Here is a 24,547-nt window from a genome sequence, read left to right as displayed (position 1 = left end):
TGAATAGGAGCGAACGGAATGAAGAAAATGTTGGTATTGATCGTGGTGTGGGCTGTGCTCGCAGTAACCAGTGTTGCGCATGCTCACAGCCGTTTGGTCAGCAGCTCACCGGAAGATGGAGCGCACTTGGCGAGTGCGCCATCCATGCTGCATCTGCAATACAATGAACCGGTGCGAATGTTATCGATCGAACTTGAGGGTGATGTGGAAGGCGCGGTTGATATTAATTTCAGCCGCTCACGCCAGCAAAATGATCATGTGGAAGTCGCACTCCCCGATCTGGCCGATGATCGCTACACCGTGACGTGGACTCTAATTGGGCAAGACGGTCATCGTGTTTCCGGTACTGTGAGTTTTACGGTTGCTACAGAATAGGTTGACTTAGTCCGATGACTTGGGACCTCTGGGTAGCAGTGAGTCAGGCTGCCATTTACGTTGCAGTAGCTGGCGCGGTCGGGGCTTTTTTTTGCCTCGTTCTGTGGCGTCAGCATACTGCGATGTGTGGTTCTGAAACCTTATGCCATCCAGTCTCTGAGGAATGGCTTCGTGATTATGGGCGCTGGTCCGCATTCATGGGGCTGTTGCTCGCGCCGATTACCTTTCTTTTATTTATCGGCAGCATCAATCAAGCAGGTGTGCGGGGAATGCTCGATGTTGATCTTGCGTTCTTTCTGCTTTTTGATCCGCCGGGTCTCGCCGCGCTGTTCCAAACCCTTGGGTTTTTGCTCATTCTCGCAGCGATGTTTCGGCGGCTCCCACTCCCAGCTAGCGTACTTTTATATGGTATCGGCCTTCTGATGCTTCTGTGGAGCTTCACCGTCCGTGGACACCTTGCTCAAGAAGTATGGTGGGTCAAAGCCCTGTTACTGATCCATGTATGCGCATTTGCGATGTGGGCTGGCGCCTTATTGCCCTTGTGGCGGATCAGCGTATCGAATCAGGTCCACGGGTGGGAATCGCTGTATGGACGATTCGGACACATTGCAGTTTGGATCGTGGGCGCGCTGGCCCTCGCGGGAATCGTCATGGTTGTGCGGATTCTGGACCATCTTAGTGATTTGTGGATGACACCCTACGGGTTGGCGCTGAGCTTCAAATTGCTGCTGGTCGGGCTGCTGCTCCTGTGCGCAGCCGTTAATAAGTTTATGCTTGTACCGGCGCTTGAGCGAAAAGAAACGAACGCGTCACAGCGACTCAGTCGCGTCATCTATGCAGAAATGCTCTGTGTCATGTTGATCTTTTCATGTACGGCAACGTTTACCGTCGTGATAGGCTATTCTTAACGAACAATTTGTTCCAATACTTCGTGGAGACCACATCATGAAAGTTATGCTCAATTCGACATTGCTGGCGCTTTTGCTCGCCTCTTGGGTCGGATTATCTGCCGCGGCAGATGAGAGCCCCAAGGTTCCAGAGTCTGTCGCGGATGTCTTTAACATTCATCATCCTCATGAGAATCACTTCTCGGCAGGGCAACCGACGCGAGAACAGCTCACTGCATTTGGAGAGCTTGGGGTGGTAAATGTTGTAAACCTGCGTCCGCCTTCTGAAACGGAGGACTTTAATCCTGCCGCATGGGCGACGGAAGAAACCATGGCCTATTTCCACATTCCGATTGCTAGCGGAGCAGACCTGAATCCGACCTATGTTGGCGTTTTTAACGAAGTTCTCACCCGTATTGAGGGTGAAAAAACGCTCCTTCATTGTGGCAGTGGGAATCGTGTTGGTGCCATGATTGCGTTACGTGCTGTTTGGCATCAAGACATGGATTTAGAGGCCGCGATCGAACTCGGCAAGACCTACGGCCTGACGACCCTCGAGCGACATGTTCGCGAGCAGGTTGAGGCGCATCAATAAGACTGCGCTCGAAGACCTATAAGGACGGAGGGCTGAATTGAAAGCCCTCTTGTTCGAGTAGCTCACCGAGTCGGAACAGAGTCGATTCGTGATGATGGGCGGCACATGACCGTCAGATGCATAACCATTTTCGGTTGGCTTCAAGCCGAAAAGACCGCAGTAGTGTGCGGGATTGCGAATCGAACCCCCAATATCACTGCCTAATTCAAATATTGAAAGTCCGGCAGCAACGGCCGCGGCACCACCTCCGGTACTCCCGCCCGGCGTGCGATCCAGGTCGTATGGATTGTTTGCAGTGAGGTACAGAGGACCAAACGTTTGTGAATCGGCCAGTAAAATAGGCACGTTTGTTTTACCCAATGGAATAGCCCCGGCATCGAGCAGTCCTTTGACTAAACGCGAGGTTTCCTTCGCCGTGTAGTTTTTGAAAAGAGGAAAGTTGAGCGTGGTTGGGGTCTGCTCCCACAAGAAGCACTCTTTGATCGAAATGGGTATCCCGTGCAATGGTCCCCAAGTGTCCGGTGACATCTGGTCTCGGCGGTCGGCAAGCCGCCGGTTTGCTTCAATATCTTGGTAGATATACGCATTCAACCTTGGGTTTAGCGCATCAATCCGCGCTTGCAGCGTATCAACAAGCTCCCTACAAGACGTATCGCCATCTCGCAGTGCACGTTGGATGCGAACAATCGTCAAATCATGCATTAGCTGTCCTAAGCGAAACCATTTCTCTCACGTTAGCGCAATTTGAAGGATCTGCACAGCGTCTTTCAGACGAAAAAAAGCCCGGAAAAATCCGGGCTCCTAGTTGGCGTAATTTTTTGAATACGGAACGCTTAGTTCACGCGTGGGATAATCCCACGACGAATGAGTAATGCTTCCGTCGTCGGCTCTTGGCCTCGGAACTCAATATAAGATTCCATGGGTGGCCGAGAGTTACCTACTTCCAAAATATTGCGGCGGTAATGGTTGCCGTTTTCGCGGGTTAATCCACCTTGGCTTTGCACGTATGCAAATGCATCGGCTGCCAAAATTTCACTCCACATGTACGCGTAGTACCCGGCCGAGTATCCGCCACCAATTGAATGGTTGAAGAAGGTTGATTTATAACGTGGTGGGACCGCCGCTAAATCCACACCATGCTTAGCAAGTGCTTGTGCCTCGAACGCTTCCACGTCTTGAAGTGGTGCATCTGCAGCGAGCATGTGCCATTCCATATCCAAGTAGGATGCTGCGATATATTCAAGCGTATCGAAACCCTGATTAAAGGTCCGAGATTGCATCACCCGCTCCAACAGGTCTGCCGGGATAGGCTCCCCAGTTTCGTAATGCTTCGCATAGTTTGCGAGCACTTCAGGGTGCGCCGCCCAGTCTTCTTCAAAGGTTGATGGAAACTCAACGAAGTCGCGTGAAACCGAGGTTCCGGCCAACGTCGGGTAGGTAACATTGGAGAACATACCGTGAATACCATGACCAATTTCATGGAAAATTGTGGTGACGTGATCATAGGTAATCAGTGTTGGCTCACCGTCAGGTGCTTTTGGAATGTTCATCACATTAACGACTACAGGCTTCTGATCGAGAAGGTGTGATTGACCCACAAACGAACTCATCCAAGCTCCGCCACGCTTTCCTTCCCGTGCAAAATAGTCCGCGTAGAAAATAGCCAGGCTCGAACCGTCGTGGTCAAATACTTCATATACCTCGACATCGGGGTGATATGCAGGTAAGTCATCACGACGCTCAAACGTGATGCCATACAGACGATTCATGGTGTAGAACACGCCATCATGGAGAACACGATTGAATTCGAAGTACTCCTGGACTTCTGATTCGTTCAAGTCATACAGTTCTTGACGAACTTTTTCTGCGTAGAACTCCCAATCCCAAGGTTGAACTTCGAAATCGCCGCCTTCACGGACGATCATTTCTTGGATTTGCGCTTGCTCTTGCAAGGTATTCTCTACAACCTTTGGCACCATGCTATCGAGCATATCCAATACATTTTGTGGGGTCTGAGCCATGGTATTTTGCAACTGATAATCAGCCCAGGTCTCATATCCTAAAAGTTGTGCACGCTCCGCTCGGATTTGTGCCAAACGGGCAACCAAAGGGCGATTATCATAATCACCTTGGGTGCCACGCAATGCAGATGCTTCCCATACGCGCTGACGAAGCTCTCGGTTATTTAGCGAGGTCAGGATCGGCTGGCGCGTGGTGTTGGTGATCGAGAGTAAATACTGTCCCTCATGACCTGCGGCTTCAGCGGCTTGCGCCGCGCTGCGAATGCGGGCATCACTCAGCCCATCGAGGTCGGCAACATCGTCCACGACAACCGCAATGGCCCGCGTAATCGCGAGTTGGTTTTGTGAAAACTGGGTGGTTAATTGTGCATGTTCGGCATTCAGTGCGCGGATCTGATCGCGTTGAGACTCCGTTAGGGTTGCGCCCGAGCGAACAAAGCGATTGTAGTAGACTTCGAGTAACCGGTCGGATTCGGGGTCCAGATCCAGTTGCTCGCGCTGGTCATAAATGGCTTGGATCCGAGCAAAAAGCGCAGGATTTAAATTAATGCTGTCCGAATGCGCAGCCATGAGAGGCGAGAGTTCCCGTTGGATTTGCCGACGCGTTTCGTTACTGTCGGTTCCCGTTAGGTTAGAAAATACACGCGATACACGAGTGAGAAGCTGTCCGCTCCGCTCCATTGCAACGATAGTATTTTCAAACGTGGGCGCTTCTGGATTATTGATAATGGCTTCAATTTCTTGCGTATGCTCCGCGAATCCAGCGGTAAACGCAGGCATAAAGTGCGCGTCGTCGATCACCCGAAAATCAGGCGCACCGTACTGCAGAGACGACGGTGCAAAAAATGGATTGCTGGCGGTGACATCAGCCGAGGCTGCGCTAGTATTCACTGATTCTGATTCAGCGTAGGTGTTTGGTTGCTCAGAGCAGGCGGAAACCGCAAGCGCCATGCCAATTGCGGCGCAAAGTAGCGTCTTTTTCACGAATAATTCCTCAAATAGACCGGTGCTGTTCAACGCATGTCGAAACTTCGCATCTCAGGTTTATGGGCAGGTGGTTTGGGTGTACCTAAAGACAGGTGACACTCCATCATATGCGAGCTGTTCGTTCTGCGCTATTCCATTGATAACCGAAAAGTGGGGTTTCGTCGCGAAAATGACAAATAAAACCATGAGAGATGTTATTTCCTTTGCTACTATCCTCGACGTTTCTCAAACTTGAGGTTGATATGGCACTGCAAGCCACCCCGTATAAAATTAGTTTAGACATTTCTGATGTCGATCGCGGCGTATATGAGGCGGTCAAATTCACGATCGCCCGGCATCCCTCAGAGACCGAGCTGCGGCTGGTAGCACGGATTCTCGCTTATGCACTCTTTTACCATGAATACTTAAGCTTTGGTCGGGGTTTATCGGACACTGACGAAGCGGCCTTGTGGCAAGTGAATTTATCTGGCGAGATTGATCATTGGATTGACGTGGGACAACCCGACGCCGATCGCATGATTCGAGCGAGTCGCAAGGCGCCAAAAATGTCGGTATTAGCGTATGGCAACCTTCGGATCTGGTCTGAAAAAACCATCCCGAAGATTGCACATTTATCGAACGTAACGGTCTTGGGTCTTCCCGAAACGTTGCATGCCGAGCTCGCTACGCAGGTGAGCCGCAATACCCACTGGGGCGTGATGATCACGGACAATGTGCTCTATGTCAGCCATGATAGTGGGCAGATCGAAATCCCACTCCAGAACCTTCATGGTGCACGCGACTAACGCGCCATTGGCGACTCATAGGATTCAGTCGTTCCGAGGACCCAATGCATTAAAACCAGCCGTGGGCGTACCACATCCACAGGGCCATCCCAATCATCATTAGGTTTTCAGTGAGTGAGATGAATCCGAGTGGGACCCGCGTTGATCCACCCACACACGCACATTTGAGTTCTCGCCGATCAATGTAAACTGCTTTAAATACAGATAAAGCGCCGACCGTACCGATGAATAGGGCCACAGGAATAGAAATCCAGTTCAGTAAGCCGCCCACCATTAACACGCCAGCCAAACCTTCTGCATAGGGATAGACATACCCGTAGGGCACCCAACGTTTTGCGAGCAGGTCATAATTTAGGAACATGGTGGAGAAACTCTCAACGTCTTGCAGCTTCAACATTGCTAATGCGACCATTGACAGTGCAATAAACCATTCGATGGTTTGGCCGGTGAGCCATTGGTCATAAAACCCTTTCGTTAAGGTGATTGCGGTCAGAGCGGTCAGACTAAAAAGGACCGCAACGGGCCGATAGGTTGTGGCTTCTGGATCGCGAACCTTTTTACCTAAGTGCTTACGCACGGCCTCGTAGCCCCCAATGCGCTCACCGTTTATGAATGCTTGTGGTGTCGTTTTTACGTCATTTTCCGCTTTGAACGCATCGATTTCCTCACGAGATCGGAGCGGCTTATCCTCAATGGTGTACCCCTCTCTTCGAAGTAAATCGATCAACTTGAGTCCATAAGGGCAACTATGTTTAGGAGTGAGCATTCGGTACACGACCGCATGCTTGGTATTCTTTTGCATTGTGTAATCCTCGTTTTGGCTTGGGACGAGAAATAGCATAGACTCCGTACTATGGTACGGAGTCAAGTGGATGATCTGATTATTATGATGACAATTGGAAAACTAGCAAAGAAAGTCGGAGTTGGCGTGGAAACCATTCGATACTACCACCGACAAAATTTACTAGAAATTCCCTCAACTACATCAGGGTTTCGTCTTTATTCTGAAGAGCATGCGAGGAGGCTTCAATTCATAAAAAGGGCTCAAACGGCGGGGTTTACGTTGCAGGAAATTAGTCGGCTGCTCCAGCTCGATGCAACGCGTGATCATGCCAAAGCACAGGAGCTTGCGATTGCGCGTCTCCATGCATTGGATGAACAAATTGAATCACTGCAAAGCGCTCGAAGCGCCTTGCAGAAACTCGCACACGATTGCGAACACAACAGAGGACAGCCTTGTCCTATCATTGCTGCGTTTGTTCCAGGTGAATAAGGCATGTGGATGCGAAGCCCTCACGTGAGCCATCATACCCCTTACGTTGAAGAAGAGACGGTCATCTATGTAAAGCAAGGGCACTGACCGCTCGTTGGATAAACCCCACATTTTAGATTTTATTGGTATCATTAGGTCTCAGCAGTAATCATAAAGTCGACCCGGTAGGCGATATAGAGGAAACATGGAATCTCGAGATAGTGTGCGGCTCAATAAATACATCAGTGAGAGTGGAATTTGTTCCCGTCGAGAAGCGGACACGTTTATTGAGCGGGGTCAGGTAACCCTCAATGGGCAGCGTGCAGTGATGGGGGATAAAGTGAAGCCCGGGGATGAGGTTCGATTGAATGGTCGTTTAATTGCCGCTCAAGATAAATCGGATTTCGTCTTTATTGCTTTGAATAAACCGGTCGGTGTCGTCTCTACCACTGACTCTGCGGAGCGTAACAACATCACGAACTTTGTTGGCCACAAAGAACGGATTTTTCCCATCGGCCGCTTAGACAAAGATTCACAGGGTCTTATATTCCTCACCAGCAATGGGGACTTGGTCAACAAAATCCTGCGGGCGGGAAACAAGCACGAGAAAGAATATATCGTAACGGTTGATAAGCCCGTGAATGCTGAGTTTATCTCCGGGATGGCGAATGGTGTGCCAATACTTGGCACCCGTACGAAGCGCTGTAAAGTCCAAAAGCTTTCGGCATTTGCCTTTAAGATTATTCTGATTGAAGGAATGAATCGTCAAATTCGCCGGATGTGTGAGCACTTCGGTTATGGTGTTCGAAAACTCGAGCGAACGCGCATTATGAATATACGTCTCGACTCTCTGCCGGTGGGCAAGTGGCGTGATCTTACCAAGGAGGAGCTGTCTGAATTAATGCAGTCGATTGCACACTCCACCGGTCTTGCCCCGGAGGGACACCGCAGTCGTCGGCCAAAGCCTCAGGGACCTCGATCATCGGATGCCAAACAGTCGGATCGTTCGCATAAGCCAGCGCAAAAGAACCCAAAATCCAAACGTGGATCCCCGGCGAAAGGGGCGTCATCACAGTCAAACTTTAACCCTTGGGACAGCGGAGCTAGAAAAAATAGACATAAAAAGTGAGCTCCGGTCGAAACCTAAAACGGAGATACAGGCAACCGTGAGACGTTGTCGATAAAATAGTTCCTCGGAGGGGCTTGCTAATGAAAGACTCTCTGGATTATACAAATAGCATCCACCCTCACTGAGATCTCGCAATGAAAAAAGTCATGTTATTTCTTGCCTTAGCATTGATGCTTACGGGCTGCGAAGTCATGGATGATATGACTTGGTCTGAGCAAACCAACTTTAAAGATTCGATGTACTATGATGGCTATCGTGTTGATAGTTATGAAACCAGAACGTACAGCAATTTTACCGGGATAAATGCCGGAATTCAGGTTGATTTCTATGTATATAATCTCCGCAGTTCACAAGACTTGTGTGTTCGCGCTACGTTCAGTCGATCGAGTGCCGGAAGTCTCCGCCAAGGAGGAATTTATAGAATTTCTCCAAATGGAAACTCATGGGTTGCATCTGTGAGTACTTGGAATGCTCAAGATGGTGCTCGAGGGTTTAGTTACGAAGTAACGACCCAAACGGGCAGGATTGAGAGCTACGAGAGCTGCGATCGGATTATTTTTTAGCAATTCATTTCGACCGGACCACCTGTGGGTCCTGCTCGAGATCAGGATAGGTAAAACGACCAATTCGACGGGTTTGGTGATATCCATCAAGCCCGGAAATCGCGACGCTGTTGAGCGACTCAATCGCAACATACCCATCGTCATTGATGGCTGCTTCAGGGACTTTCACCCAGTCAATCTGCCCGATTACTAACTGAGTTCCGTTGTGACGAATGGGGACACATTCAATCCAACGTAAACCGATACTGATTTCCGCTTCTTGAACGAAAGGCGCGGCGAATCCCTCGACATAGCCTTCGGTAAATCCACAAGCGGAGAACTCAGAGATATCGGCCGGATATTTGGCGGCAGTTTGATGCGCCGCAGGGAGCATTTCGGGGGTGACATGGTTGAGTGTAAAAACTTCCGTTGCCAGTATGTTATCGACACTATCGCGGCGGACGGTCTGAGGTCGCGTGATGTAACCGATTAAGGCAGGATTGGCGCCAAGATGAACCACAGAGCTGATCATCGCCAAATTACTGATACCTTCTTGGTTGATTGAACCAAGTAAGTTTGCACTTTTAAATCCCGACAGACTATTAATAAAGTGAGCGCGGTAGCGAGATGACATGGAAGCTAAGTCCTTGGAATTAAACAAAGTGCTCATGAGGTTTTCCGTCCGAATTAAGGTGAAGTAAGTACGAGAAGGATCTTTGGAGCGATCATTGTCTCCGATCTTTTGGCGGTATTGGCCGCAAAAAATATGCGTCTGGGGCCGGTCTGCTATAGAATGCACGTCCAAATCATCAATGAGTTGTACAATTTTACATGACTTTTGCCGAACTCGGACTTTGCCCAGAAATTCTCGATGCACTGACACGCCAAGGTTACACAGAACCGACCCCCATCCAAGCGCAAGCGATTCCAGCAGTCCTTTCAGGTCGCGACCTGATGGCTGCCGCGCAGACGGGCACCGGAAAGACGGCCGGTTTCACCCTTCCTATTCTTGAGATGTTAAAAGGAAAGGAGCGCGCAAAGCCGAACACGGCAAGAGTTCTGATCTTGACCCCGACCCGAGAGCTCGCAGCACAAGTGGGTGAGAGTGTGGCGACTTATGGTGCTAACTTGCCATTAAACTACGCCGTTGTATTCGGTGGCGTAAAGATTAACCCGCAAATGATGAAACTTCGCAAAGGCGTCGATATTCTCGTGGCGACGCCAGGGCGTTTGATGGATTTGTATCAGCAAAATGCCATTCGTTTTCCTCAATTGGAAATTTTGGTTCTTGATGAAGCGGATCGAATGCTCGATATGGGTTTCATTCATGACATCAAAAAAATCATTAAGCTGTTGCCGGCCAAGCGCCAGACGCTCATGTTCTCAGCGACTTTCTCCAACGATATCCGAACATTGGCAAAGAGCTTAGTCAATTCGCCAGTCGAAGTGTCCGTCGCGCCACCAAACGCAACGGCAGAACGAATCGAACAAACCATGTATGCGGTACAAAAGAGCGATAAACCGCGAATTCTCAAGCAATTACTGCGGAATCTTCGCTTGCCGCAAGTGATTGTTTTTTCACGAACGAAGCATGGCGCAAATCGCTTGGTGAAGCAGCTCTCTGCGGATGGATTCTTAGCGGCTGCTATTCACGGCAACAAGAGCCAAGGTGCGCGTACCAAAGCGTTGTCTGAGTTCAAATCAGGCCAAGTGCAAGTGCTTGTTGCGACAGACATCGCCGCGCGGGGGCTTGATATCGAAAAGCTGCCCTACGTCATTAACTATGATTTACCCCAAGTCGCAGAAGACTACGTACATCGAATTGGTCGCACAGGTCGTGCGGGACAGGTAGGTCATGCAATCTCCTTGGTCATGGATGAAGAATTTAAAACCCTCAAAGCGATTGAAAAGCTGATCGGACAGCCAATAGAGCGGTGTCAGCTTGAGGGTTTTGCCGAAGTGACTTTGGATGGCAAGACTGCGCCAACGGCCAAACCAAGTCGCCCTGCGAAAAAGCCAAATCCGCGCAATCGAGGCAGACGCAGTTCAGAAACGCAGTCCGGCGAGCGGAAATAGGTTTAATGCGTTAGGGCGTTGTAAAAGTTTCGCAGCGTGAAATCCTCTGGCAGCAAAATTGCGTAGAAGGGTCACTCGATAGCAGGCGCAGTTTGTGGAGCTCCCATTGAAGCATATTAGAGGATTTATTTTTGATCTGGACGGGACGCTGGTGACATCATCCCTCGATTTCACCGCGATCCGACAAGAAATTGGGTGTCCTGCGACCGAGGATATTCTAACATTTCTTGATACGGTTCCCGGGGAGCGAAAAGCATCAATCATGGACATTGTGCATCGTCACGAAATGAATGATGCTCAGGAAAGTGATTGGCTCCCTCATGTGCGCCCATTTCTCGCACAATGCGCTGCAAACGACATCCCGATGGCCATTGTGACTCGTAACTCTGCAATTCCAACACAAGTTAAAGTGGGCCGGAACGAAATTCCCATTCAGCACATTGTCACCCGGGAAACGTCGAAGCCAAAACCTGACCCCACGGCACTGATCAATATTGCAAACGACTTCAATCTCCCGACGGAGGCGATCATGATGGTGGGTGACTACAAATATGATCTCCAAGCGGGACGAAATGCAAAGATGGCGACGTGCCTAGTAAATTTCACCCAGTTGCCCGATTACGCGCATTTGGCTGATTACACCTTCGCACATTTCGGTTTGCTGCACCGAGCGTTTTTTCAACGCTGAACTATCTTTGAATTCTATTCGTTCATAAAGACTCAATGGAAACAGTCACTGTGTTAAGGTGACTGTGAAGTCACGAAAAAACGAGGAGATCCAATGAACATTTTGATGGTCCTGACATCGCATAATCAACTGGGCGATACAGAGCACAAAACAGGTTTTTGGTTAGAAGAGTTCGCTGCACCTTACTACGTCTTCTTAGATGCAGGTGCGAATGTAACGCTTGCCTCGCCGAAAGGTGGACAGCCACCGATTGATCCGAATAGCACCGGGGACGATGCGCAAACAGACGCAACGGAGCGCTTCAATCAAGATAGCGCGGCGCAAAAAGCGCTAGCACACACGGTGAAATTGTCAGACGTTCGTGCCGATGATTTTGATGCGATATTTTATCCCGGTGGACACGGACCGTTGTGGGATTTAGCCGAAGATAAGACGTCGATTAATCTGATTCAACGTTTCAATGCGCAGAACAAGCCCATTGGTGCGGTTTGCCATGCCCCAGCGGTCTTTAAACACGCCAAAGGAACCGATGGAAAGTCGCTCGTCAATGGAAAAGCAGTGACCTGTTTTACCAACTCAGAAGAAGCTGCGGTAGAGCTTACTGACGTGGTTCCATTCTTAGTTGAGGATATGCTCAAAGCCAATGGTGGCAATTTCGAGCATGCAGATGACTGGAAGAAACATGTGGTTGTTGATGGGCTCTTAGTCACAGGCCAAAATCCGGCATCCTCTGATGCAACGGCCGAGGCCTTGCTTAAGCTGTTAAAACGGTAGCCAACGCATCGCGTTGGGCCCCGCGCCCTAACACAAAAATCATCCCCAAATAGACGCCCTCGCGCATGAGGGCTTTCTACGCAGGCACCCTCAAAAAATATATTTTTGCTGTGAACTTTTAATATTCAGCTTCAGTAATATACTGATCTTGAACACAGGTGTAATTGAGCACCTTTTTTGGAAGCACGCAGATGAAAAAACTCACTGGTTCACTAATCGCATTAGTCGCCTACTTAATGTTCGTCCAACCTGTATTTGCTCAGAGCGAAAACAACGCTTTAGTTCCGTTACCTTCACTAGAGGACTTCACCCGAGGAGAAGACGGCTGGGCTTTTGGGCTGGGTTTAGGGATTGAATATGAATCCGCCTACGAGGGTTCCGATGAATTTGGCTTTGAGTTGGACCCGGCTGGCGCAATTCAATGGCGTCGTGGTGACAACATTTTCTACTTTGCCGGCGAAGCGCTCGGATGGCGCGGCCTTCGTGCAGAGACTTGGTTATTTGAAGTTACCCTCGGCTTTGATGAGGGACGTCAAGAAAGTGATTCGAAAAAGGGACGTTTGGACGGGCTAGGGGATGCCGATGAAGGCTTTGAGCTCGTATTGCAAACGAAAAAAGCGTTCAGTAATGACTGGCGCTACTGGCTAGACGGACGAATCATCACGGGGGATGATGGTAATTTAGGCCTGTTTGGTGTTGGCCGCCGTTTCGGTGATCAAAGAGATGGTACGGGTTCTGACATTGCACTCGCTGTTCTGTTTCACGATCGTAAATATGCGAATAAAGACTTTGGTATTAATGCGGCGCAGGCGGCGGCTTCGGGCCTTGCAGAGACCAACATGAGTGGCGGTTTCCGTTCCGTCGGTCTGCATTACAATTACCGGAAATACATCACCAAGAATTGGCAGATCTTCGGCGAAGTCCTCTATGAACATTACGGAAGCGATGTAAGACGCAGCCCTATTGCGCGCAAGAACTTCGAAGGTGAAGTGGGCATTGGATTCCTTTACGTCTTCTAAGGCTACTTTCTTCGGTCATGCCTATGGCGTGAGATCACAAGCGTGATGCGAAACTCATAGCGCATCACGCCTTTTTATTCATGGGGCATTTGAAGGAACAATTTTAAACTGGTCAGGGTGTGTCACGCGGATTTGTGTCTGATAGTAATAAGAGCTCGTTCGCTGACCATCGCAGTTAAACCAAATCACAACACGCTCAGCCTCACCGCGCACCTCAATTTGTTTCCCAATCACGTCGTTGAACCAGTTTCTTCCATATGTGCGTGTTAAATAACGGGCAACAGACTCATCCATGGCAACCGTCAGGTTAAACTGCTCTCGGTAATTCAGTTCGCTATTAAGAAAAAGAATTCCGGGTAACTGACCGGTATTTCGCACTTCCATTCCGAAGGTGCCCACAAAACTGTTGGGTGCAGATTGTGCAGCTGTTACAACAGCTTCTATCGGGTCGATAACACCCTCATTCACGATATGTCGTGGACCCGCCGGTGGTTTACTATCACGGATATACTCAGCGAATGTTTGCGAAGTGGGTTCTGTTTCAGAAGACGTTTGCTGCGCGGGTGTGCTTTGGCACGCAGAAAGGAAGAGAACAAGAATAAACGGTAAATACTTCACAGGAAATCCTTTTACGGTGATTGTTTGAAAGAGACCTTACAAGAAAAAGAGTACATATTGAAGCAACTGTACATTAAATTCTGATGAAGAATAGAAAGTCCGCCGAACGAGCTAGTTCAGCGAATGAGGAAAATAAAATGCATGAGAAGTTATTCTTAGTCTATGTGGGTGGGGATGCACCGGGGTCAAATATCGAATTGCATGACGTACGTTTTGTCGTGGGGAAGACGATTGAGGATACGTATCCGGCGTTGAAGCAACAGTGGTTTGGCGATCGCGGCAGCGTGCACATGGATAGTTATGTGCATGTACATCATGTGGACGGCTATAGGATTGACCTAGTGAAAACTCCCTCTGACAGTAGCAAGAAACTCTATTTTGTGAACTTTGGGGGATATTTCCCCGGGAAGTTAGCCGAATATCATGACTTTACCTTGGTCGTCGCTGGTTCTGTTGAGGAAGCAAAGTCTTTAGCGAAACCTAAAGTCATGGCGGTTGGGTTAGCTGGGGCCGAGCAATTCCACAAAGATGATTTGTTGGCGGTTGATGATTGTTTAGCTGTCGATCTACTGGATGGTTTTCATGTGCATTGTGAGCACGATGGTGGTCAGCAGACCCTTGCTCCGGACTGGATGGGTTATCAGCCTTTACCGTAAAGAGGGGGTACTTTTGGGGAATGCAACTGAGTTGTGATCCAGATCACCTACGAACTCATTTGCTGTACCCGCAGGTCCAAAACGGCTTCCACCCGTTTTGTCGAACCTCTGGCCTCTGCCTCCGGAGGGCAGCGCTCTAGTCACCGATTAGTTTCCGTGCATATCTGCGCATTCCTTCGAAAATGGGTTCAGCAATATGGCTTGGGAATTCAGCAGGTAACTCATCAGTAACTTTCTGTATGACGCTTTCGGTTAGCGCGGCCATTTCATCCAGTATTTCATGCATAGACTCTTCGCTAAAGCCTATTTCTCTTGCGGTTTGCAGGAAGTGTCTGCGACGAATCATACGGCACTCATACTTTCTGCCTTGACGACCTCTGAGTGACATGGCTAGTTTGAGATCTTTTTCGTGTAAGCCCTTTTTACTTAAAGCTGGAAATGCTGACAAAATATCGTAAAGCGGAGTGAGACAATATTGATTTTGTCGTTCGATAAAAATTGAAAAGTTCTTTGCGTGACCATCGGTTGCGCCCAATAGCCAAAACAGAACTTGTGCGCGCATGAAGATGCGACGATCCTTGGTTGGATTGCTTGAGCCTAAAAGCTCATTCATGATTGTTAAGATTGTTGGGCCACCATCGGATTCATATTTTCTGGCTGGTGATGTGGCTGTGACCTGACAAAAATCTTCTTGTGGTAGCCGCATAATCCAAGTGCCGTCCGAGCTGAGCTTTCGATCAAAGCGTTTGACAGCGAGTGCCTTCATATTATCGGGGGTGATGATCTCACAGTCAGCCGCTTCAAACCCGTAAGCTTTGGCAATTTTTAAACACAAGTATTCATTTTCAACACTGTGGGTCATGTCAATCAAGCGGTCGTGAGACTTAATTTCACCAATGGGCAATTTGATAATATGAGTGGTTGGTGTTGCACCAAGCGGTAAATGCCATTCCCCGCGGTGAAAAAGTAAGGCCGTTTTCTCTTGTGCACCGGCGAGCGAGATACGAAAGTCAGCGGTCTTTTCTATCATCCCTAATGGCGCTTTTGATTGATATCCCTTTAGTATTTCTGCGACGTTTTTATCGGTAAGCGGGGTCGCTTCAATACGCTTAACATTGGGTGCTGGCGAGCCGTGCGGGATGAGCTGAATAGCCCCGACGCAATCACGCCCAATTTCCGCGAGAATATCAAATGGCTCCGTTGATCTTGTATGAAAGCGAGCGGCAACGCGTTCACGAATTTCACGATTGTCGGGGATGAGGTTGTCAAAGTAATTGTAGACCTCAGGCCCTGAGAAAGGCGCGGCGCGAAGTGGCAAAGACAAAGAGATACTCCGCCGCCCCGGAGACTCAAGCCATACCTTGTCATAACTGAAATGATTAGCGCCACTCCGCGCTTGAGTATATTCACCAACCTTGATTCCATTCATGTATAGATCGAGCTTCTGCATTCGTTACCACCCTTCATTCCATTGAGGGGTGCCTTCTGCGGGCTCTTCGCTTCGGGTCGCGATGTCAATTCTCAGGTTCAGGGCGGCCATGATTTTGAAAACAGTTTCTAACTTACAGGTTTCAGGTCTGTTCTCAAAGTTTGAAATAGTGGCCACCCGAATACCGACAAGCTTCGCAATATCAGTCTGGGTTAGACTTTGCTTCATGCGGTAGTCTTTAACAAAGGTACTAAGCTGTTCAGGTCGCGTGATGTTCATAATTCGGCTGCTCCGAAGTGTAATGTTTACTAGCCAACGCGATTAAAGACGGTTTGGCGTAATTTTTACTTTATACGCTACAGGGTAAAATGGAAGAATATACGCTACAAAGTAAAATGTCAATTTTTACGTCATAGCGTAAACTGCAATTTCATTCGAGCCGTTCAGCGATATCATGTAGAGTAATGAGTCGAAGGGCAAGAATGGCGCGCCTGCTGATTAGGGAAAACAGGCGGCATAAAAACTAAAGTCTCATTGAAAATGTGGTGTTATTTCAGGGGAAAGGTCATTACCTAATTTTTTGTGGCTAGAGGTCCATCAAGTACGATTGATGAAAACGAACGGAAATTTGAGCCACAATTTGGACACACAGGGAGTTTGAGTGAGTGGGAACTATCGGCTAAGAACTTGCTATGCATGACGTACCCGAGAGGATTGAAGGGCCGCATCTTAAGTGCGGCACCAACGCGGTGCGTTGGCTACAAACGAAAAAACCCTCCGCAAGGGAGGGTTTTCACGTTCTGGCGCGCCCGAGAGGATTCGAACCTCTGACCTCTGCCTCCGGAGGGCAGCGCTCTATCCAGCTGAGCTACGGGCGCAAAATATGTGCTTTAGAAGCAGGCGGGGATTTTAGGGAATTCCCGCCTCGATGTCCAGACCAATGGTGTGGAATCCTCCGCCGATGTCACCAAATGTTCAAGAATTGCACAAGGAACTGTCAGAAAATTCGCCCATAATCCCTCAAACTGGCTGGTCGGGGAATGGAATGGTCATGCGAGCGACATCAAATCACACGGTCCGGACGTTCGTCCGGGGCCTATTGATTGCTGATCTAACGAAGCTAAAGGCACAAAAGCGAGCACGATATCTTGCGGCGCGAGCAAGTTGAGGTATATCACAATCCACACATTGCCAAAGTGCATGAATCTGTTACGCTAATCTTCTGCAAGCTAGCGATAGAGAATTACCACTTTGAATATTTTCGGCTCAGGCTCTGTGCTTGGGAAGCGGTCCGCTGAAGCTGAACGTCGAGCACCCCATCGAAGACCTTTTCGCTCCCATACGGCGTCGTTGCGAGCGATTGTCACTGTATCTATTTGGATACTCGTGATCGTCGTCATCCTCACCTTTTCTACTTTGTGGTTCCGAGCTGCGAGCCTTCAGACGAGAGACATGCAAAACATCACGGAAGTGATGCAACGAGGGTTTGCGAATTATGTCTCCGTGCATGATATGTTTTTGCGCGCAGCAGGCGATGAATTGCTGTACCGCGATGTCTTTTCGGAGCCAGAAATTGGTTCTGCCTACTTGACCCGAATTGTTGAGGGGCAAGAAAACTTGGTGGGACTGGCATTTTTAGACCGCAATGGATTGTTTGTGGCTTCAAGCTACCCAGAAACACAACAGTCGCCTATTAATATTCTCGACAACCCCCAAGCCGCGGCGGATTTCCAGCGCCTATTGCGCCAACCGCGACTATCACTTTCTCGACCTTTTTATGCGCCGGTGGCCGGTGAGTGGGTTGTGCCGATCCGAACCCCAGTATATGACGACCGAGGCGAGTTGCGAGGCTTTATGTCTGCCGGCCTTCGCTTGGAAATTGAGGATGCACCTTGGGCAATGACATCGCTTCCTTCAGGAGTAGAAATCGGCATTCTGCGCGACGATGGTTATGTCGTCTTTTTGTTTCCGGTTCCCGACACCTACGAACGAATGGAACGCGTTTATCGAACCCAGGTAAGCTCGGCGTTGCGGGAGATGCTGCGGCGTCCATCGGGAGCCTATCTTTATCCTCGACCTGATGCTCGGGGTGAGCATACGATTGCGAATTATGTCGCCGTGCAATCGATTCCAGAGCTCGATCTATTCGTGGTGGCTTTTCGTCCACGTTCCGAGCTGATTAAAGAGTTCGCACAACGCTTGTTGGTTCCTTTACTTATTTTACTCGCCTGTGTTCTTGCTCTGTATCTGTCTTATCGTCGCGCTCGGGCATTATTGGATCAATCCGATGCGGAAATTCAGCAGCGCCAGCAGGCGCTGATGACATCGCTCGAACGCTACAGTCGCCTGACGACCATGCTTCCGGTCGGTGTCTACCAGATCCGCATCCGCGATGACGGAGAACGGGAGTTTCTCTATCTGAGCCAGCGGGCTCGCGAGATCTTTAGACTCGATAGCAGTATTAGTTTGGTTGATGCATTACCGCTTTTGATGGAGCGGACGCACCCTGATGACTTGGAAGATTTCATTCAAACGGAGGAAGCCGCTGTTCGGTCAGGCTCGAGTTTTCGTTGGGGAGGCCGTTTTATTATCCATGGCCGCACTCAATGGCTGAATATCCAATCGCAGCCGGGCGAACACGACGGCATTGGTCAAGTATGGCATGGTGTCATGATGGATGTGACGGAGCAGCATCGCGCTCAAGAGCAGATTGATGCGCTATCAAATTACGATGCTTTGACGCACTTACCTAACCGTACGATGTTGCATAAGCGACTATTGGACGCACTTCGGCGAAGCCGCGACACGAATGAACAAGCTGCGGTGATTTCAATTGATTTAGATAACTTTAAAATCATGAATGACAGCTTGGGTCAGGAGGAGGGGGATCGCGCCCTTCGGGCAGTGGGGCACCGCCTTGAATCGACGTTACGTGAGAATGACACCATTGCTCGTACAAGCGGTGATGAATTTATTGTTCTTATCACGGAGCTGCCTGCGGCAATCGAGGACGCGACGCGGGTTATTGAGCAGATTCTAGAAAAACTGCGCGCGTCGATCGATGAACCACTCTCATTGCGTGGGGATACGTACCATTTGACGGCCAGCATTGGAGTGAGCCTTCTGAACCGCAAGGATCTTTCGGCTGAACGCGTGCTTCAGCAAGCGGATCAAGCGATGCATGAGGCGAAAGCTGAAGGGAAGAATCGAGTTGTTTTCTTTGATGCACAGATTGAGGCGCGTCTTAACAGCCGGCTGGACATGCAACGGGACTTACATCGCGCTCTCGCCCAAGATGAATTTGAGCTTTACTACCAACCGAAAGTCGATCATGACCGTGCAGTCGTTGGGGTAGAAGCATTGTTGCGTTGGCATCATCCGACACGAGGGATGGTTTCTCCCGCTGAGTTCATCCCGGTTGCTGAGGCCTCAGCCGATATTCTGAGAATTGGTGAGTGGGTGCTTCGCACCGCATGTGAACAACTTGAACAGTGGGCTTCAGATCCAAAACGAAATAAGTGGTCCATTGCGGTAAATGTGAGTGTCCGGCAACTTCGGGCCGATCATTTTGTCGATCAAGTGTTATCAATTGTACGTGAGACCGGTGCGGCGCCTTCTCAGCTCATTCTGGAAATTACTGAGTCAATGTTGATCGGTGATACGGAAGTAACAATCGAGAAAATGGATGCGCTTCGCGTGCATGGGGTCCGTTTTGCATTGGATGACTTTGGGACAGGTTACTCAAGCTTGAGTTACCTCCAGCGGCTTCCGATTGACCAACTGAAAATCGATCAGAGTTTCGTGGAGCATCTCGAAATTAGCGAGGTCCATCAAAAGTTAACTCGCAGTATTATCTCGTTGGGACACAGTTTGGACTTGCAGATTGTTGCTGAGGGGGTCGAAAACCTTGAAGCGTATGACATCTTGAAGCGACAGGGTTGCGATCAGTTCCAAGGCTACTATTTTTCGAAGCCGGTTCATCCTTCCAAGCTGTAATTCATATAAAAAAACGCGGGAGTTATTCCCGCGTTTTGCACTTTATCACTTCAATTTACTGACCGCCGGCGCCTAGATAACGGTCGAGCCAGTTGTGGAATTCATTGAACCAGAACACGGAGTTATTCGGTTTCAGGATCCAGTGATTCTCATCGGGGAAATACACCAATCGCGCATCAAGTCCCATGCCTTTATACACGCCATAAACTTCAAAGCCCTGGGTGACCGGCACGCGATAATCAAGCTCTCCATGAATGATAAGCATTGGAGTTTTAAAGTTTGCTGCATTCATGGACGGGCTCCACTGCAACATGTGGTCGAGACCATCCCAAGGCGCGCCGCCATATGCGTGAACACGATGCTCTGTGGTGTCTGAGGCAAATTGCCCCTTCAAATTATACACTCCGGCATGATTGATCAGCGCCGCGTAGCGATCCGTTTGGCCCGCAATCCAGCTCACCAGGTAGCCGCCGTAGCTTCCACCCGCAGCCGCTAAGCGGGCGCTGTCAACGTACGGGCGCTCGAGCATGAAATCGATCGCTTTTTCCGAATCAATAAACGGTTTGGTTGGGTGCTCGCCATGAATCGAGATGGCGAAATCCTGACCGAAGCTCGTTGAACCATGAAAGTTTGGCATGATGGTGATATACCCTGGCGCGCTAAACACCTGGGCGTTCCAACGATAATGGAAGCTGTCACCAAAATAGCCGTGCGGTCCACCGTGCAAGAGATTTAAGACCGGGTAGGTTTTTGACTCATCAAAATCCGGTGGGTAAATCACAAACATTTGTACGGGTGCATCGTTGGCACCTGCATAGGTGACGTTCTCAACCCGTCCCCAGGCGATTTGCTCTTGAAGTGCTGTATTGATATTGGACAGTTGTGTTTTTTCCTCGCCATCAGTACGCACAGAGAAAAGTTCTGGCATAAAGGTTAAGCCATGGTGAACAAATACCAAGCGGCCATCGGCAGTCTCCGCAATCCCGCTATTCGTGCCACCCCGCAGAATTTCTCGCGCATCACCGCCGCTTGCTGGAATGGCAAAAATTGAGCGCATCGCACGGTCATCAGCTTCGAAGAAGATCTGATTTCCATCGCGACTGTATTGCCAGTTGCCGGGCGTATTGTCGAAGCGCTCTGTGAGTACGCGTTCGCTTCCCGTACGCACGTTGTAGCGCACCAAGTTGATTTGGTCGGCGTAAAAGTCAGTGCGAAGGGTGCGTCCATAGAGCACATATTCGCCGTTGTTGCTAAAAATCGGATTCACGCCACGGCCCGTGTTCTCGGCGGTGATGTTGGTATATTCACCAGAACCATCAGTCTTTAACAACAAAACGTCTGCTTTTAACGTGTCATAAGGCGGCTCGGTGGTATTAGCGGTAAGTGCAATCAAGGAACCGTCAGGCGAGATGTCGTAGCTAATGCCTCCGCCAATGTTGAAGAAGCGGGCCCACCCGGGAGTCAGCTCGTGAACTTCTTTGCTATTCACATCAATTGTGAACAGGCGCGGGTAGGTATCGGTGGGTAGAAAGCGATCCCAATGCCGATACAAACGGTTTTCGGTGACAATCGCTGAGACTTTTGACTTGGACTCTTCTTCACGCTGTTTCTTGAGCGCTTCGAAATCGCCGTCAAAGTCACTCGGAACCTGTGCCATAAAAACAATGCGCTCACCGTCTGGCATCCATTTCGGTGCCGAAACGCCGATGGGTAAGTCGGTCAGTTGCTGCGGCTCACCCCCATCGGTCCGCATGAGAAAAATTTGATTACTGCTGGCGCCGCGTCGCGAGATAAATGCCACTTTCTTACCATCCGGGCTCCAAATTGGGCTGCTATCACTTCCTTCTCGCGGATTTGTAAAAGGGGTCAGACTGCCGTCGGAGAGATCGAGCACTTTGAGGGACGTGGTGCCCCGATCCGTATCCATACTGTATCGGGTCAGTCCAATAATGGCGCGTTGGCCATCAGGCGACATCACGGGGCTGGAGGGCCGTTCAACCTTCCAGATATCTTCAGGTGTGATCGGGCGCTGTTCCGCAGTCACGTCAGAGACCACGACGGCATTGGCAACGAGAGCCGCAAACGTTGTTGACAGCACGATAGAAACGACCGGAACGATCGTTCGCATATGGGATTTAAGACGCTTCATGGGTACATCCACTTATTGCTTAAACAAAGAAATTGGAGATGCGCTGCGAGTTTGGGTACAGCGCATCTTTGTCATGGACTTTATCATAATCCGACCCCTTGTGGGGCCGGAGGACAGGATGAGATTGCGCTTAATTCGGCATGCCAAGCATTTGTACGGCAATATAGAAGTACAACATGACACCGACAAAGTCAGCAATTGAGGTGATTAATGGCGCGCTCGCTGTTGCTGGGTCGAGCTTGAATTTGCTCAAGATAAACGGCAATAGCATGCCAATCATGCTTCCTGCAATGACAATAAGCACCATCGACAAGGAGACGACCATGGCAATTTCAAGGCCGCCTCGGTAGACCCCAAGCCCAAAGACAGCAATGGCCATTGCGCCCCCAAGCAGGAGGGCGACCCAAAACTCCCGACCCAATGTTTTCAGCCAGTCGCGCATGTGCAAGTCACCGGTGGCGAGTGCCCGAACCATCAAGGTCGCCGACTGCGAACCCGCGTTACCGCCACTATCCACGAGCAGAGGCAAGAAGAAGACCAATGCCACATAAGTGAGGATGGTATCTTCGTAGTACTCCAACACTTCGCCCGAGAACATGTTCGCGAACACCAGTACGAGCAACCAAGGTGCGCGCTTTAAAAACATGGTCTTGGTGCTAGCGTCACGGATCGAGACATCCTTTAAGGCAAGGGTACCCCCTCCTTTATGGAAGTCCTCCGTGCTTTCTTCGACATCAACATCCATTGCGTCATCGACGGTGACGATACCAATCAGCTTGTCGCCTCCATTGATCACAGGAAGTGCAAGCAAGTCGTAGCGCCGAATCATATCGGCGGCTACTTGACGCGGATCTTGCGCGTTTACCGAGACCAACTCGGTATTCATGATTTCCGAAATCAGTGCATCATCCTCATTGGTCATGAGTTCTCGCAAGGAGAGAGTGCCCAACAAGCGTTGCTTTCCATCCACAATGTACATTTGATAGATGGTTTCCATGCCGGCTGCATGTGAACGCACATACTGAAGGGCTTCGCCAACGGACATATGTGCGCGAATGGCAACATAAGCAGAAGTCGCAAGCGCACCGACGGTGCCTTCTTCATAGGCAGCAAGGCGCAGAATGTCTTCTTGTTCTTTTTTCGCAAGTTTCGGAAGAATCTTACTTTGAATTTCAGATGACAAGCGGTTGTAGATATCGACTCGTTCATCGTGGGCCATGGCCGCGAGCAGCCGAGCTTTGTCACTGTTCGTGAATAGCGCAAGCAACGTATCTTGCTGCGTATTCGTAAAGTAGCCAAACAGTTCGGCCAGTTCTTCGTCAGGCAATGCGACAAGGAGCTGATGCACTTCGTCAGCTTCCATTTGCTGCAGCTCATCGGCAATATCGGCCGCTTGTTGCTCGCGAACGAGCAAGAGCCAGTCATTCGCATCAAATGTCGCGAGTTGCGCTTTAATTTTTGCGTGTAATTCTTCTCTGGTCATGGGGATGCCCTCCCTTTATTTATCGCAGTTTTTTAAAACGCGACATTGAATCCGATGGTGTAAACCGTATCGTTGAGCTCGGTCACGCGCGCAATTCCGATATCAAGGTCAAAGCGCTCAAACGCATACCGAGCCCCGATTCCAAAAATCGGATCGTCCGAACCAATCCCAGCAGTTTCTGCGATCAACTCAATGTGTTGGGTCAGGGCGTAGGTGGTTGCAACACCCCAGGTGGCATCCCAATTACTCGAAAATCGGTCATATTCAGCACCCGCATTGAGATGGAGGGTCCAGTAGCTGTCGAGTGCCCGAGAATATGGGAAGTTGACAAAACCACCTGCGAACTCATCGTCCACGAGGTCGAAGAATGTCCCTAAGGTGATTGCTAAAGCACCACCTGCAAAGTCTTCTGACAGGATAGTTTTTACTTCAAGCCCGAGCTCGACAAACTCATTGTCGCCCCACGAATACACGGCAGGAAGGGTAAAGTCCCACCCATTGACTGTGCTGCAGGCAGGCTGCAAGACCCAAAAGGATTCCCCAGAGAAGCGGGAAGCCCAGGTTTCGAGTTGGCAGGTGCCAGGGTCTGTGATGGTGGCATCATCGACCAAGAAATGGCCACCATTCGCTGCTGCAGAGCCAGTCGCCAAGCATCCAAGCACAAGGGTGTTCGTCAGCGCGAGGCGCTTTAGTTTAGTCATACGCATATCAGCATTCCTTTTTTAGCTGAATGCCAGACTCCTGCGATATTCCAGAAATGATCGATAACTCAAATCAGCAGCACACGCGAGACGCATGAAGGATCATCACTTGGGTTATTGATTATTTTTGGCCAGTCGCTCAGCGGATTGTTCGCGCCGAGGACTGCCCGATGCCGTGAGGCGGAGAGGGCGAGCGTGCGGAGCGGTTACAACCCGGATTGAGTCCGGCGTGTTTTTATTAAGCTACAACTCGGAGGTTCCGAATCTAAGCAACCATAATTAATGTTCATGTATCTCTCATAAAAATGACTTACACACGTAAGCGGCGCGAATCCTAAACGAACCTTCCGAACATTTCAACATTTTAAGGGTAGCCAAAACTCGA

Annotated in this window: 22 protein-coding genes and 1 tRNA gene; 12 read left to right on the top strand and 11 right to left on the bottom strand. The window is 49.7% G+C overall.

Annotation, left to right across the window (positions count from 1 at the left end; genetic code table 11):
• Window positions 1-18: 18 nt before the first annotated feature.
• Genes CWE11_RS03090 through CWE11_RS03080 form a run of 3 tightly spaced genes read left to right on the top strand, consistent with a single transcriptional unit; the run spans window position 19 to window position 1,857 of the window.
• Window positions 19-375: a copper resistance CopC family protein gene (locus CWE11_RS03090; RefSeq protein ID WP_126776136.1), complete on the top strand. Its 357-nt coding sequence runs from the start codon at window positions 19-21 to the stop codon at window positions 373-375.
• A gap of 14 nt (window positions 376-389) precedes the next feature.
• Window positions 390-1,283, top strand: coding sequence for a copper resistance D family protein (locus CWE11_RS03085; RefSeq protein ID WP_126776135.1), 894 nt, complete (start codon window positions 390-392; stop codon window positions 1,281-1,283).
• A 37-nt stretch (window positions 1,284-1,320) separates the two neighbouring features.
• Window positions 1,321-1,857 (top strand): protein tyrosine phosphatase family protein, encoded by a 537-nt coding sequence (locus CWE11_RS03080; protein WP_126776134.1) that lies wholly within the window; start codon window positions 1,321-1,323, stop codon window positions 1,855-1,857.
• Here CWE11_RS03080 and CWE11_RS03075 read toward each other — a convergent pair.
• Together CWE11_RS03075 and CWE11_RS03070 are read right to left on the bottom strand one after the other, a co-directional pair.
• Window positions 1,771-2,559: an amidase family protein gene (locus CWE11_RS03075; RefSeq protein WP_126776133.1), complete on the bottom strand. Its 789-nt coding sequence runs from the start codon at window positions 2,557-2,559 to the stop codon at window positions 1,771-1,773. The two genes, CWE11_RS03080 and CWE11_RS03075, sit on opposite strands and share 87 nt — an antisense overlap.
• Before the next feature lie 131 nt (window positions 2,560-2,690).
• Window positions 2,691-4,862, bottom strand: a complete 2,172-nt coding sequence (locus tag CWE11_RS03070; protein WP_126776132.1) for a M3 family metallopeptidase — start codon at window positions 4,860-4,862, stop codon at window positions 2,691-2,693.
• 245 nt (window positions 4,863-5,107) lie between these two features.
• On the opposite strand from CWE11_RS03070, the gene CWE11_RS03065 reads away from it, so the two are divergent.
• Window positions 5,108-5,650, top strand: coding sequence for a YaeQ family protein (locus CWE11_RS03065; RefSeq protein ID WP_126776131.1), 543 nt, complete (start codon window positions 5,108-5,110; stop codon window positions 5,648-5,650).
• Window positions 5,651-5,699: 49 nt separating this feature from the next.
• Here the strand turns inward: CWE11_RS03065 and CWE11_RS03060 are convergent, their stop codons facing one another.
• Window positions 5,700-6,452 (bottom strand): MauE/DoxX family redox-associated membrane protein, encoded by a 753-nt coding sequence (locus CWE11_RS03060; protein WP_126776130.1) that lies wholly within the window; start codon window positions 6,450-6,452, stop codon window positions 5,700-5,702.
• 51 nt (window positions 6,453-6,503) lie between these two features.
• Here CWE11_RS03060 and CWE11_RS03055 point away from each other — a divergent pair, with 51 nt between their 5' ends.
• Both CWE11_RS03055 and rluF read left to right on the top strand, forming a co-directional pair.
• The gene (locus tag CWE11_RS03055) at window positions 6,504-6,923 is read left to right on the top strand and encodes a MerR family transcriptional regulator (RefSeq protein ID WP_206750178.1); all 420 of its coding nucleotides are present in this window, start codon (window positions 6,504-6,506) and stop codon (window positions 6,921-6,923) included.
• Between the two features lie 184 nt (window positions 6,924-7,107).
• Window positions 7,108-8,031 (top strand): 23S rRNA pseudouridine(2604) synthase RluF, encoded by a 924-nt coding sequence (gene rluF, locus CWE11_RS03045; RefSeq protein ID WP_126776129.1) that lies wholly within the window; start codon window positions 7,108-7,110, stop codon window positions 8,029-8,031.
• Window positions 8,032-8,598: 567 nt separating this feature from the next.
• Here the strand turns inward: rluF and CWE11_RS03035 are convergent.
• Window positions 8,599-9,243: a flavin reductase family protein gene (locus CWE11_RS03035; protein ID WP_126776127.1), complete on the bottom strand. Its 645-nt coding sequence runs from the start codon at window positions 9,241-9,243 to the stop codon at window positions 8,599-8,601.
• 161 nt (window positions 9,244-9,404) lie between these two features.
• On the opposite strand from CWE11_RS03035, the gene CWE11_RS03030 reads away from it, so the two are divergent.
• The 4 genes from CWE11_RS03030 (at window position 9,405) to CWE11_RS03015 (ending at window position 13,130) form a co-directional block, all read left to right on the top strand.
• Window positions 9,405-10,649: a DEAD/DEAH box helicase gene (locus CWE11_RS03030; protein WP_126776126.1), complete on the top strand. Its 1,245-nt coding sequence runs from the start codon at window positions 9,405-9,407 to the stop codon at window positions 10,647-10,649.
• Between the two features lie 106 nt (window positions 10,650-10,755).
• Complete coding sequence (locus CWE11_RS03025) at window positions 10,756-11,337, top strand: HAD family hydrolase (protein WP_157981278.1); 582 nt, start codon at window positions 10,756-10,758, stop codon at window positions 11,335-11,337.
• A gap of 93 nt (window positions 11,338-11,430) precedes the next feature.
• The gene (locus tag CWE11_RS03020; RefSeq protein WP_126776124.1) at window positions 11,431-12,111 is read left to right on the top strand and encodes a type 1 glutamine amidotransferase domain-containing protein; all 681 of its coding nucleotides are present in this window, start codon (window positions 11,431-11,433) and stop codon (window positions 12,109-12,111) included.
• Window positions 12,112-12,302: 191 nt separating this feature from the next.
• The gene (locus CWE11_RS03015) at window positions 12,303-13,130 is read left to right on the top strand and encodes a MipA/OmpV family protein (RefSeq protein WP_126776123.1); all 828 of its coding nucleotides are present in this window, start codon (window positions 12,303-12,305) and stop codon (window positions 13,128-13,130) included.
• 78 nt (window positions 13,131-13,208) lie between these two features.
• On the opposite strand, the gene CWE11_RS03010 is transcribed toward CWE11_RS03015, so the two are convergent.
• Complete coding sequence (locus CWE11_RS03010) at window positions 13,209-13,748, bottom strand: hypothetical protein (RefSeq protein ID WP_126776122.1); 540 nt, start codon at window positions 13,746-13,748, stop codon at window positions 13,209-13,211.
• 137 nt (window positions 13,749-13,885) lie between these two features.
• On the opposite strand from CWE11_RS03010, the gene CWE11_RS03005 reads away from it, so the two are divergent.
• On the top strand, window positions 13,886-14,404 hold the full coding sequence (locus CWE11_RS03005; protein WP_198675569.1) for a DUF1543 domain-containing protein: 519 nt from the start codon (window positions 13,886-13,888) through the stop codon (window positions 14,402-14,404).
• A gap of 136 nt (window positions 14,405-14,540) precedes the next feature.
• Here the strand turns inward: CWE11_RS03005 and CWE11_RS03000 are convergent, their stop codons facing one another.
• The 3 genes from CWE11_RS03000 to CWE11_RS02990 form a co-directional block, all read right to left on the bottom strand.
• Complete coding sequence (locus tag CWE11_RS03000; protein WP_126776120.1) at window positions 14,541-15,854, bottom strand: type II toxin-antitoxin system HipA family toxin; 1,314 nt, start codon at window positions 15,852-15,854, stop codon at window positions 14,541-14,543.
• A gap of 3 nt (window positions 15,855-15,857) precedes the next feature.
• Window positions 15,858-16,112: a helix-turn-helix domain-containing protein gene (locus CWE11_RS02995; protein WP_126776119.1), complete on the bottom strand. Its 255-nt coding sequence runs from the start codon at window positions 16,110-16,112 to the stop codon at window positions 15,858-15,860.
• A 522-nt stretch (window positions 16,113-16,634) separates the two neighbouring features.
• Window positions 16,635-16,711 (bottom strand) — tRNA-Arg (locus CWE11_RS02990).
• A gap of 574 nt (window positions 16,712-17,285) precedes the next feature.
• On the opposite strand from CWE11_RS02990, the gene CWE11_RS02985 reads away from it, so the two are divergent.
• Complete coding sequence (locus tag CWE11_RS02985; protein ID WP_126776118.1) at window positions 17,286-19,829, top strand: bifunctional diguanylate cyclase/phosphodiesterase; 2,544 nt, start codon at window positions 17,286-17,288, stop codon at window positions 19,827-19,829.
• Between the two features lie 55 nt (window positions 19,830-19,884).
• On the opposite strand, the gene CWE11_RS02980 is transcribed toward CWE11_RS02985, so the two are convergent.
• The 3 genes from CWE11_RS02980 to CWE11_RS02970 all read right to left on the bottom strand — a co-directional run bounded on the left by CWE11_RS02980 (window position 19,885) and on the right by CWE11_RS02970 (window position 24,168).
• Window positions 19,885-21,978 (bottom strand): S9 family peptidase, encoded by a 2,094-nt coding sequence (locus tag CWE11_RS02980; RefSeq protein ID WP_126776117.1) that lies wholly within the window; start codon window positions 21,976-21,978, stop codon window positions 19,885-19,887.
• Window positions 21,979-22,108: 130 nt separating this feature from the next.
• Complete coding sequence (mgtE, locus tag CWE11_RS02975) at window positions 22,109-23,461, bottom strand: magnesium transporter (protein WP_126776116.1); 1,353 nt, start codon at window positions 23,459-23,461, stop codon at window positions 22,109-22,111.
• Window positions 23,462-23,493: 32 nt separating this feature from the next.
• Entirely contained in the window at window positions 23,494-24,168 is a 675-nt protein-coding gene (locus CWE11_RS02970; protein ID WP_126776115.1) for a hypothetical protein, read from the bottom strand.
• Window positions 24,169-24,547: the final 379 nt, after the last annotated feature.

The organism is Aliidiomarina sanyensis, assembly GCF_003987175.1.
GTDB lineage: Bacteria > Pseudomonadota > Gammaproteobacteria > Enterobacterales > Alteromonadaceae > Aliidiomarina > Aliidiomarina sanyensis.
The sequence above is the reverse complement of the archived record's forward strand: the minus strand, read 5'-3'. Positions and strand labels throughout refer to the sequence as shown.

Excerpts from the sequence above, each read along its gene's own strand:
- CWE11_RS03005 (WP_198675569.1), top strand. The coding sequence starts at position 13,886 with ATGCATGAGAAGTTATTCTTAGTCTATGTGGGTGGGGATGCACCGGGG.
- mgtE (WP_126776116.1), bottom strand. The coding sequence starts at position 23,461 with ATGACCAGAGAAGAATTACACGCAAAAATTAAAGCGCAACTCGCGACA.
- CWE11_RS03035 (WP_126776127.1), bottom strand. The coding sequence starts at position 9,243 with ATGAGCACTTTGTTTAATTCCAAGGACTTAGCTTCCATGTCATCTCGC.
- CWE11_RS02985 (WP_126776118.1), top strand. The coding sequence starts at position 17,286 with ATGCAAAACATCACGGAAGTGATGCAACGAGGGTTTGCGAATTATGTC.
- CWE11_RS03090 (WP_126776136.1), top strand. The coding sequence starts at position 19 with ATGAAGAAAATGTTGGTATTGATCGTGGTGTGGGCTGTGCTCGCAGTA.
- CWE11_RS02970 (WP_126776115.1), bottom strand. The coding sequence starts at position 24,168 with ATGCGTATGACTAAACTAAAGCGCCTCGCGCTGACGAACACCCTTGTG.
- CWE11_RS03060 (WP_126776130.1), bottom strand. The coding sequence starts at position 6,452 with ATGCAAAAGAATACCAAGCATGCGGTCGTGTACCGAATGCTCACTCCT.
- CWE11_RS03080 (WP_126776134.1), top strand. The coding sequence starts at position 1,321 with ATGAAAGTTATGCTCAATTCGACATTGCTGGCGCTTTTGCTCGCCTCT.
- CWE11_RS03020 (WP_126776124.1), top strand. The coding sequence starts at position 11,431 with ATGAACATTTTGATGGTCCTGACATCGCATAATCAACTGGGCGATACA.
- CWE11_RS03015 (WP_126776123.1), top strand. The coding sequence starts at position 12,303 with ATGAAAAAACTCACTGGTTCACTAATCGCATTAGTCGCCTACTTAATG.
- CWE11_RS03085 (WP_126776135.1), top strand. The coding sequence starts at position 390 with ATGACTTGGGACCTCTGGGTAGCAGTGAGTCAGGCTGCCATTTACGTT.
- CWE11_RS02980 (WP_126776117.1), bottom strand. The coding sequence starts at position 21,978 with ATGAAGCGTCTTAAATCCCATATGCGAACGATCGTTCCGGTCGTTTCT.
- CWE11_RS03065 (WP_126776131.1), top strand. The coding sequence starts at position 5,108 with ATGGCACTGCAAGCCACCCCGTATAAAATTAGTTTAGACATTTCTGAT.
- rluF (WP_126776129.1), top strand. The coding sequence starts at position 7,108 with ATGGAATCTCGAGATAGTGTGCGGCTCAATAAATACATCAGTGAGAGT.
- CWE11_RS02995 (WP_126776119.1), bottom strand. The coding sequence starts at position 16,112 with ATGAACATCACGCGACCTGAACAGCTTAGTACCTTTGTTAAAGACTAC.
- CWE11_RS03000 (WP_126776120.1), bottom strand. The coding sequence starts at position 15,854 with ATGCAGAAGCTCGATCTATACATGAATGGAATCAAGGTTGGTGAATAT.
- CWE11_RS03030 (WP_126776126.1), top strand. The coding sequence starts at position 9,405 with ATGACTTTTGCCGAACTCGGACTTTGCCCAGAAATTCTCGATGCACTG.
- CWE11_RS03055 (WP_206750178.1), top strand. The coding sequence starts at position 6,504 with ATGGTACGGAGTCAAGTGGATGATCTGATTATTATGATGACAATTGGA.
- CWE11_RS03075 (WP_126776133.1), bottom strand. The coding sequence starts at position 2,559 with ATGCATGATTTGACGATTGTTCGCATCCAACGTGCACTGCGAGATGGC.